Source organism: Flavobacterium sp. (assembly GCF_044368625.1).
Lineage (GTDB): Bacteria > Bacteroidota > Bacteroidia > Flavobacteriales > Flavobacteriaceae > Flavobacterium.
In genome coordinates, this window is record NZ_JBIPPD010000124.1 from 1 (window position 1) to 9562 (window position 9562).

A 9562-nucleotide genomic window follows, 5' to 3' on the forward strand; every position below is an offset into this window, starting at 1 on the left:
TTCTTAACAACGACGATTTTTCGAGTCAAACCTATGACGGGCAACGATTGGCTATTTTCAATGAATCCAATTACTTGGAATTAGGGATTTTTAGAAGCAATCCCAACTCGTTAGGAAGTGCAGCGAGCCTTTTTGGGTTGAATTATCGTGATGCTGTTGAAATCATTTTTAAATAAAAAATAAAATATATGTTTGTACGTATTGTCAAATTGTCTTTTCATCAAGAACACATTCCCGCTTTTTTGGAAAACTTTGAAGTTATGAAAGAAAAAATACGAAACGCTCCCGGTAATCGTTTGTTAGAATTGTATCAGGACAAGGATAATCCCGACTTGTTTTTTACTTATAGCTATTGGGAATCCGAAGCTGATTTAGAAAACTACCGCAACTCTGAGCTTTTTCTGGACGTTTGGACGTTTACCAAAAAATTATTCAATGCAAAGCCAGAAGCGTGGAGTGTCAACAAATTAGTTTCTCTTGTTTAAAGTTTAAAGTTTGAGTCAATAAACAGCTAACTTGAAACTTGAAACCTTCAACCTTAAACCTTTTTAAAATGAAAGCCATATTATTTAGAGAAATAAATTCATTCTTTGGTTCGCCCATAGGTTATTTAGTTATAGCCATTTTCCTGTTGCTCAACGGATTATTTCTGTGGGTTTTTGAAGGAGATTTTAATATTTTAAACAGCGGTTTTGCTGATTTGAGTCCGTTTTTTACGTTGGCTCCATGGATTTTAATTTTCCTAATTCCCGCAGTAACGATGCGGAGTTTTTCGGATGAAAAAAAGCAAGGCACATTGGAACTACTTTTGACCAAACCACTTTCCATCAGCTCGATAGTTACTGGGAAGTTTGCAGCAGCACTTCTTTTGGTTTTAATTGCCATTATACCAACACTTTTATACGTTTGGGTCTTATACGGATTGGGCTTGCCAGAAGGAAACATAGATTTAGGCAGTACTTTGGGCTCGTATTTTGGACTATTTTTTCTGATTGCAGCCTACGCTTCAATCGGAATTTTCACTTCTACCCTTTCCGACAATCAAATTGTTGCCTTTATTTCAGCTGTCTTTCTGTGCTTTGTTTTTTACTTTGGTTTTGAGGGAATTGCGAGTTATTTTGGCACCATTCAATCTACAGTTTCAAGTATTGGTATGGATGCTCATTTTAAAAGTATGGCACGTGGTGTTTTGGACACAAGAGACATTTTATACTTTGTGAGCATCAGCATTTTATTTTTAGCATTAACGGTTTATAAACTAAAAGCACTCAAATCCTAATGACAACATATACTAAAAATAACGTCAAACAATTGATGGCAATTATTGCTGTTTTATTGGTAGCAAATGTTGCGAGTTCGTATTTTTTTAAACGTTTTGACTTGACTTCCGATCAGCGGTACACGTTATCCGAAACCACATTAAACGCCCTACAATTGGTCAAAGAACCACTTTATATTGATGTGTTTTTGGACGGAGAATTTCCCGCTGAATTCAAGCGTTTGCAAACCGAAACCTATCAACTGTTGGAAGAATATAAGGCATACAACAGCAATATCGTTTTCAAGTTCAACAATCCAAATGCGGATGAATCCATTGCCGCACAATATACTGCCGAATTGATTGGATTGGGCTTCACTCCTACCAACATCAACCAAAATGTCAAAGGAAAAAAAGAGCTGATTCAAATTTTTCCGTGGGCGATTGCAAATGTGGGCGAAAAGTCGGTTCGCGTACCTTTGTTAGTGAACAATTACGGAAACAAACCGGAAGAGAACATCAATAAATCCGTCCAACTTTTAGAATTTGCTTTTACCGATGCCATAACCAAACTGGTTTCGCAAAAGAAAAAGAAAATTGCGATTTTAAAAGGAAATGGTCAAATGCCCGACAAATACCTATCTGATTTATTGCTAAATGCCAAAGAATATTATGCTTTGGGCGAATTCAATTTGGATTCATTAACGAATGATTTGCCGAAAACACTCGAAAATTTAAAGCGTTTTGATATGGCTTTGATTGTCAAACCCACTCAAACATTTTCGGATTCCGAAAAATATATTTTGGATCAATACATCATGCAAGGTGGTAAAACGATGTGGTTGATGGATCAAGTTACGATTGATTTAGACAGTTTGTACAACCAAGACCGCCAATCGGTTGCGTTTCCAAGAGACTTAAATTTGGACGATTTATTTTTTAAATACGGTGTGCGAATCAATCCACGGTTGATTCAGGATTTGCTTTCAACACCTGTAACGGCACAATCGCCAACAGGTGAGGATTTTCCGATTGATTGGTTGTATTCCCCAATCGTACGTTCGGAAGAAAATCATCCAATTAATAAAAATTTAAATTTGATCAAGCTCGAATTTGCCAACCAAATGGATACGTTAAAAAACGGTATTAAAAAAACGGTTCTTTTAAAAAGTTCGCCTCAGTCAAAAGCGGTTGGAGCTCCTGTACTTATTGGTTTGAATCAATTCATGGAGGAGTTAGACGAAAGTAAATTTAACGAAGGCAATCAAATTATTGGAACATTACTCGAGGGGCAGTTCACTTCTGTTTACAATAATCGTGTCAAACCGTTTAAAATTAAGGACAACAAGGATCGAGGTGTGGACACAAAAATGATAGTCATTGCCGATGGTGATATTGTGAATTACACATACATCAATAAGAAACCGATACAAAATGGCTATGATCAATGGACCCAACAAATTTACGGCAACAAAGATTTTTTAATCAACAGTATCAATTATTTATTGGACGATAACGGTTTGATCAACATTCGAAGTAAAAATGTGGAACTTCCGCTTTTAAATGATCAGAAAGTAGAAGAAAGCTATACAATGTCGCAGTTCATAACAGTCGGGTTTCCACTTGTATTATTGGCATTTTTCGGATTTGGCTTTACTTACCTTCGAAAAAGACGGTACACGTAAAATTTTGATAAAATTCTTTTAGATATTTGACTAGATTAAGATATATTTGTGCGATATAAATTTTTTAGCTTTCGAAGCAAAAAATATAAAAAAATAAATGAAAATGAAGTTCATCGTATCGAGTTCGTACTTATTAAAGCAGTTGCAAGTTTTGGGTAGCGTGATCAACAGTAACAATACTTTACCCATCTTGGATAACTTTTTGTTTGAATTGAATAATACCCAGTTGATTGTGTCGGCTTCCGATTTGGAAACCACAATGTCATCTACCATAGATATTGATTCCACAAGCACGGGAAGCGTTGCCGTGCCTGCCAAATTGCTTTTGGAAATTTTAAAAACCTTTCCAGAACAACCCTTGACTTTTACAGTTGAAGAAAATAGCACTATAGAAATTAGTTCGAACTCCGGAAAATATGCATTGGCTTATGCCCCAGGAGATGAATTTCCAAAATCAGTTCAGTTGGAAGATCCCTCTGTGACTTTGGTACCAGCCGGTGTTTTAGCTACAGCTGTTAGCAAAACCATTTTTGCCGCAGGAAACGACGATTTAAGACCAGTGATGTCGGGTGTGTTTTTCCAATTTTCACCAGAAGGATTGATATTTGTGGCCACAGATGCACATAAATTAGTAAAATACGCACGAACAGATGTCAAAGCATCCCAAGTTGCTGATTTTATCATGCCTAAAAAACCATTAACGATATTAAAAAATATTCTGGCAACTTCGGATGCAGAAATTAAAATTGAATACAACGATTCGAACGCAACTTTCTCTTTTGACAATTACATTTTGATGTGTCGTTTGATTGATGGAAAATATCCGAATTACGAAGCGGTTATTCCAAAAGAAAATCCAAATAAATTATTGATCGACAGACAACAATTTTTGAGTTCTGTGAAACGTGTGGCGATTTTCTCTAACAAAACCACACACCAAATTCGATTGAAAATCGCAGGAACAGAACTAAATATTTCTGCTGAAGACATCGATTATTCCAATAAAGCCGAAGAGCGTTTGACGTGTGATTACCAAGGCGATGACATGCAAATTGGATTTAACTCTCGTTTTTTAACCGAAATGTTGACCAACTTACAATCAGATGAAATCATGCTGGAAATGTCGCTACCAAATCGCGCAGGAATCTTAACTCCTGTAGACGGATTGGAAGATGGCGAAACCGTAACGATGTTGGTAATGCCGGTTATGTTGAACAATTAAGATTTAGGATTGAAAGATTGAAATATTGATCAATTTGTCATATTAACAACAAACCGTCTCGTTTAATTGCGAGACGGTTTTTCTTATTTACGACAAAATAGTTTACCTGTTCGTAATCCGAATCCGTTTTTCATTCACAAATTCAGTACCCGCTGAGGGAGAAAGTTATCTTCCGTAAACCGAACGATTGGTTTTTGCCCCTGCTCCGCAAAGTTAAATCACGCCCCACTTTTTCATCAAAAACGTAGCACTTTTATTTTGGCAAATTCCATCCCGTAGCTTGTAATCAAAATGCAACTCATTATCGACAATCGTGGCTTCAAAAGATTTGTTGCTGAGTTGATTGGGGAATTCATTCGTGGTCAAGCAAACTTCCGTATCGTGTGTGGCAATGGCTCCAATTGCATTTTTTGCAATCATTTTTTTGATTACTTCGATGGTGCCATTTCGTTTATCGTCGGAGTTGGTACCTCGTAAAATTTCGTCCAGTAACACAAACGAGCGTTTATTTTCAAGATTGTCCATGATTTCTTTCAATCGCTTGATTTCTGCAAAAAAGTACGACGTACTATCTGCTAATGAATCCGAAAGTCGCATCGAAACCAGAACATTCAGCGGATGAATATTGGCTTCTGAAGCACAAACTGGCGCGCCTGCTCCAGCTAAAACCATATTAACACCCAAACTTCTTAAAAAAGTACTTTTACCTGACATGTTGGATCCCGTAAGTATAATGAAATTTTCTTTGGAAAAATCGACGTCGTTACCTACTCTATTGTTTTTGTGCAGCAACGGATGGCTTAAATTTGAAAATGAAATTTGGAAAAAATTATTGAGCTTTGGAAAAGCAAAATCGGGATTGTTGTAAGAAAAATTGGCAAGACTGTTCAGCATTTCGATTTCTCCCAATACTTCGACAGCTTTTGTGAGTTGGTTTCCATTTTTTTTCTTCCAATCAATCAACCCTTTGAGCGTATGAAGGTGAAATAGGAAAATTCCATTAAAAATAGGGGTTGTCACCAGATTGCCGATGCTGTCCAAACGTGCAAATAGTTCGGATAGTTTCTTAATCTTGACAGAAGTTGCCTCCGCATTTACAAACAATTGCTTTTGTAATTCCTTAAGATGATTGGAAGTAAAAGTAGCTTTTTCAATTTTAGACAACAAGGAACTGTAGTGCAACAAAGTTTTGTCGATACTTTCCGAACCGCCGTTTTCTAGCGTAATTCTTTTGAAAAAATTTCCTAGTAAACCCAAATTGAACACAAAAATAAAGCTACTAATGGATAAAAAAACATACTCTTTGGTAATGAAATAGGTTGTGATGGCACTAATAAATAACACAGGCGTTAGGTAGGACAACACTTGGATGAACTTACCAATTGGAGCACTTGGCAACTTGCTCCACAATAGCATTTTCTGGTACAACTTTTGGGAATCATTGCTCATTTTTCCTTGTGCTGCAAAATCTTGGCGCCAAGCCAAATTGTTTGCCAACTCTTTTACTGCTTCTTGATTTTGAACAATCTCCTCTTGTGTTTTTTGCGAAAGCAATTGATTGGCTAATGTTTTTTTACCAATAAAAGTGGTTGTTCGGTTTAGGTTTTGGAACAAAGACTCGCTGCCAAAAATATCCAAATCGTACGCATATTCATGTTTGAAATCAATATATTCGGCGCCATCTTCAAAAGCAAGTTTTTGCTCATTGATGTAATTCCATTCGGAGGTATTAATGTCGAGTAAATTTTGCGTCAGCTTTCTTTTCATTTCTACTGCTTTGTGAAAGCGCATCACGGCAATAAAAACCGCAATAAGTAAAATTCCGAAATAGAAATGATAATTTTGAAACGCGTCGATGGCGAGATAGGCATTGAATAAAAAAAGTACCCCAACAATCAGTCGGAACAGACTAATTGTGTTGTACTTTGTGGTAAGTTTTTTATATTGAATGCTATATTCTTGTTGCAGTTGTAGGTACATTATGTCCGTTTTTGAAAGAGCGACAAATATACGTTAACTAACTTCGGAATACTAGAAAATCAATTGTCGTGCAAAACTAAAAGTGGAATTTCAATGTGCATGGCCAACTTTTTGGTAAGACTCGAATGAAAAAGGTTGTCCCAAAAACCGCGTTTGTGTTTGGCTACAGCCAATAAATTAATTTTGTGTAATTTGATAAAGTCCAAAATAGAATCCTCAACATCTTTACTCCTTACGGTGTAAAATTCTACTTTATCGGCTGCAAACATGGCTTTCCAATCGGCGATGATGACCTCTTTGACTTCATTTTCTTCATTTTCGATAAAGATACATTTGATTTTTGCGTTGAACTTTTCTGCAATGGTAATTAATTTTCGAAGTGCTGCTAAATCTTCAATCGTATATTGAGTGGTAAAACAAATTTTGTCGACAGGTTGGTACGAAGCATCGTCCGGAATTCCAATTACATAAGCATTGCTACCCGTCATGACACTAGCGGTATTGGTTCCTAAAAACATTTCTTTAAAACCACTGACCCGCGAAGTACCCATAATAACAAAATTGATATTTTCAGACCCAACCAATTGCAGGATATTGGAGACTAAGTCGCCACTGAGCAACACATTGCTAATGGGAATATGCTCTAATTTGTGCCGGCTAGCAATTTCGCGCAGCACGGGAATTTGATCTTTAAAATTCTGGAAAGAGTTCAGTTCTAAACTTTGGTATACTTCGGCTTGGTAAATTGGAACATCTACATAACTCATATCGAGAACAGGCAATTCGTACACGTGCAAAGTGACAATTTCGGCATCGTACTTTTCAGCCCATTTTAAGGCATAGATAAAAGCGTTGTTTGCTTTTTCGGAAAAATCAGTAGGAAAGAGGATCTTTTTCATTGTGTTTTATTTTGTGTTGTAGGTTTTGTGTTGTGAATAGTATTGGTTGAGCCTTGTTCCGTTCGGATTGGACTTGGATCCGGTTTCAGGTTTCAAGTTGGTGGAACAACTTACAATTTTAAATGCCACACTTAAAAACGTGATGCGTAAAAACAGAACACTAATAACTCACAACTTTACTATAAAGTTACTAAAAACTTTGATTGTATGGTGTTTTGATGTTTTAATTTTAGATTAAATCTTGCCTAAAAATGATTCCGAAGTTTCGGGAGCAGTGGTACCGATTTTGGATCGGTCGGAACGGAAAACGGAAACAGGGCAAAAAAAAGCGACCACACGCCGTAATTCCAAAAAAATGCACTTTTGTTTTGAAAAATAACGCTTCTAAAATGAGGGATTTTCGGCTGAAATGCTTGGTTGAAAATGCGTACTTTTGTGGCAAAATTTATTTTTATGATGTATCAAGATACCATTGTGGCTTTGGCAACGCCTTCGGGAGCTGGAGCGATCGCTGTGATTCGGATTTCAGGTGTTGAGGCGTTCCCGATTGGCGCTTCGGTATTTCAATCGGTTTCGGGAAAAGAGCTGTCCAAACAAAAAACGCATACGGTACATTTGGGTCATGTTGTGGACGGAAATAAGGTATTGGATCAGGTTTTGGTAACCCTTTTTAAAGGTCCAAACTCGTACACGGGAGAAGATACGGTGGAAATTTCGTGTCACGGTTCGGCCTTTATACAGCAACAAATTATTCAGCTTTTGTTGCGAAAAGGAGGTAGAATGGCTCAAGCGGGAGAATTTACGTTACGGTCTTTTTTGAATGGAAAAATGGATTTATCGCAAGCAGAAGCCGTTGCCGACTTGATTTCGTCGGACAATGAAGCTTCGCACCAAATTGCGATGCAGCAAATGCGCGGTGGTTTTTCGAGCGAAATTGCCAAATTGCGGGAAGAATTATTGAATTTCGCTTCACTCATCGAACTCGAATTGGACTTTGCCGAGGAAGATGTGGAGTTTGCCGATCGGACACAATTTACCGATTTGGTAACGCGCATTGAGTTTGTTTTGAAACGTTTGATTGACAGTTTTGCCATTGGAAACGTAATTAAAAACGGGATTCCCGTTGCCATTGTTGGTGAACCAAACGTAGGTAAATCAACGCTTTTAAATGCTTTATTGAACGAAGAACGTGCGATTGTTTCGGAAATTGCAGGCACGACGCGCGACACGATTGAGGATGAATTGGTGATTGGCGGCATTGGCTTCCGGTTTATTGATACGGCCGGAATACGCGAAACGGAAGATGTGGTAGAAAGTATCGGGATTAAGAAGACGTTTGAGAAAATTGAACAGGCTCAGGTGGTTTTGTATTTATTTGAAAGTTTAAAGTTTCAAGTTTCAAGTTTGGAATATATTACTGAAATACAGAAAGTTAAAAACAAATATCCATTAAAACCTCTTGTTGTTGTTATTAATAAAATAGATTTGTTATCGGCTGAAGAAATTTTAAGCATTCAACAACAACTTGAAACTTTAAACCTGAAACCTGAAACTATTTCTGCAAAAAACAGTACAGGAATCGATCAACTCAAAAACCAGTTGCTCTCTTTCGTTAACACGGGTGCTTTGCGAAATAACGAAACGATTGTAACCAATTCAAGACATTACGATTCACTTATTAAATCCTTGGAAGCCATCCAAAAAGTGCAATGGGGCTTGCAGGGTAATTTATCCGCCGACTTGATGTCGCTTGATATTAAGCAAGCCCTCTACGAATTTGGCACCATCACGGGACAAGTGACGAATGATGAATTACTGGGGAATATATTTGCTAATTTTTGTATCGGAAAGTAATAATCATTCTTTTATTTGTTAACTACCTATTTTTGTTGACTTTATAACAAATATTCTTCTTTTATTTGTTGCCCGATAACCTTTTATTCGTTATATTTGTTGTTCTATTGTTGCCCAATGATAGATTTTGTTGCCCAAATTCAAAGGCAACAATCTTGGCGAAATGATGCTACATATTGCTACACTTCGCTACATTATGCAACACAACGCAACATATTATGAGTAGCAATATGGCAATTCCGAAAACCTGTTCTTATTGTGGTAAGGCTTTTATAGCTAAAACCACTTTAACCAGATATTGTGGCCATACTTGTAATTCCAGACACTACAAGCAAAAAGCAAAGGAAGACAAAATTCAAAACTCATTAATTGAGCAACAGCAAACAATGCAAAGTTTGCCAACCTTGCAAACTGCAAACTCCAACTCTCTCACATCCAAAAACTTTTTATCCGTTCAAGATGCAGCAGAACTAATTGGAGTAAGTCGATGGACAATCAACAGAATGATAAAACGTGGAGAACTACAAATTCACAAGTTTGGCAGAAAGAAAATAATTCAACGCACACAGATAGATAAACTTTTTTTGAGTTATATATTTAGTTTCTGTATTATTTGATTTTGATATATTGGCATTTCTATCATCATTCTTTCGATTGTTTTGTG

The 9562-nt window shown here is 36.9% G+C and carries 8 protein-coding genes; 6 read left to right on the forward strand and 2 right to left on the reverse strand.

Annotation, left to right across the window (positions count from 1 at the left end; translation table 11 throughout):
* The first annotated feature begins 188 nt into the window (after positions 1-188).
* From ACIQ2X_RS10195 to dnaN, 4 genes are all read left to right on the forward strand, one after another.
* Positions 189-485: a putative quinol monooxygenase gene (locus ACIQ2X_RS10195; RefSeq protein WP_396178824.1), complete on the forward strand. Its 297-nt coding sequence runs from the start codon at positions 189-191 to the stop codon at positions 483-485.
* 68 nt (positions 486-553) lie between these two features.
* A complete protein-coding gene (gene gldF, locus ACIQ2X_RS10200; RefSeq protein WP_396178825.1) occupies positions 554-1279 on the forward strand; it encodes a gliding motility-associated ABC transporter permease subunit GldF in 726 nt (241 codons plus the stop codon).
* Entirely contained in the window at positions 1279-2943 is a 1665-nt protein-coding gene (gene gldG, locus ACIQ2X_RS10205; RefSeq protein ID WP_396178826.1) for a gliding motility-associated ABC transporter substrate-binding protein GldG, read from the forward strand. Before gldF ends, gldG begins: the two co-directional genes overlap by 1 nt.
* Before the next feature lie 103 nt (positions 2944-3046).
* Complete coding sequence (gene dnaN, locus ACIQ2X_RS10210; protein WP_396178827.1) at positions 3047-4165, forward strand: DNA polymerase III subunit beta; 1119 nt, start codon at positions 3047-3049, stop codon at positions 4163-4165.
* 213 nt (positions 4166-4378) lie between these two features.
* On the opposite strand, the gene ACIQ2X_RS10215 is transcribed toward dnaN, so the two are convergent.
* Positions 4379-6145 (reverse strand): DNA mismatch repair protein, encoded by a 1767-nt coding sequence (locus tag ACIQ2X_RS10215; RefSeq protein ID WP_396178828.1) that lies wholly within the window; start codon positions 6143-6145, stop codon positions 4379-4381.
* Positions 6146-6204: 59 nt separating this feature from the next.
* On the reverse strand, positions 6205-7044 hold the full coding sequence (locus tag ACIQ2X_RS10220; protein ID WP_396178829.1) for a universal stress protein: 840 nt from the start codon (positions 7042-7044) through the stop codon (positions 6205-6207).
* A gap of 453 nt (positions 7045-7497) precedes the next feature.
* On the opposite strand from ACIQ2X_RS10220, the gene mnmE reads away from it, so the two are divergent.
* Positions 7498-8898 carry a tRNA uridine-5-carboxymethylaminomethyl(34) synthesis GTPase MnmE gene (mnmE, locus tag ACIQ2X_RS10225; protein ID WP_396178830.1) on the forward strand — a complete coding sequence of 467 codons (1401 nt, stop codon included), beginning with the start codon at positions 7498-7500 and terminating at the stop codon, positions 8896-8898.
* Between the two features lie 218 nt (positions 8899-9116).
* Positions 9117-9515, forward strand: a complete 399-nt coding sequence (locus ACIQ2X_RS10230) for a helix-turn-helix domain-containing protein (protein ID WP_396178831.1) — start codon at positions 9117-9119, stop codon at positions 9513-9515.
* Positions 9516-9562: the final 47 nt, after the last annotated feature.

Excerpts from the sequence above, each read along its gene's own strand:
- ACIQ2X_RS10195 (WP_396178824.1), top strand. The coding sequence starts at position 189 with ATGTTTGTACGTATTGTCAAATTGTCTTTTCATCAAGAACACATTCCC.
- gldF (WP_396178825.1), top strand. The coding sequence starts at position 554 with ATGAAAGCCATATTATTTAGAGAAATAAATTCATTCTTTGGTTCGCCC.
- gldG (WP_396178826.1), top strand. The coding sequence starts at position 1,279 with ATGACAACATATACTAAAAATAACGTCAAACAATTGATGGCAATTATT.
- dnaN (WP_396178827.1), top strand. The coding sequence starts at position 3,047 with ATGAAGTTCATCGTATCGAGTTCGTACTTATTAAAGCAGTTGCAAGTT.
- ACIQ2X_RS10215 (WP_396178828.1), bottom strand. The coding sequence starts at position 6,145 with ATGTACCTACAACTGCAACAAGAATATAGCATTCAATATAAAAAACTT.
- ACIQ2X_RS10220 (WP_396178829.1), bottom strand. The coding sequence starts at position 7,044 with ATGAAAAAGATCCTCTTTCCTACTGATTTTTCCGAAAAAGCAAACAAC.
- mnmE (WP_396178830.1), top strand. The coding sequence starts at position 7,498 with ATGATGTATCAAGATACCATTGTGGCTTTGGCAACGCCTTCGGGAGCT.
- ACIQ2X_RS10230 (WP_396178831.1), top strand. The coding sequence starts at position 9,117 with ATGAGTAGCAATATGGCAATTCCGAAAACCTGTTCTTATTGTGGTAAG.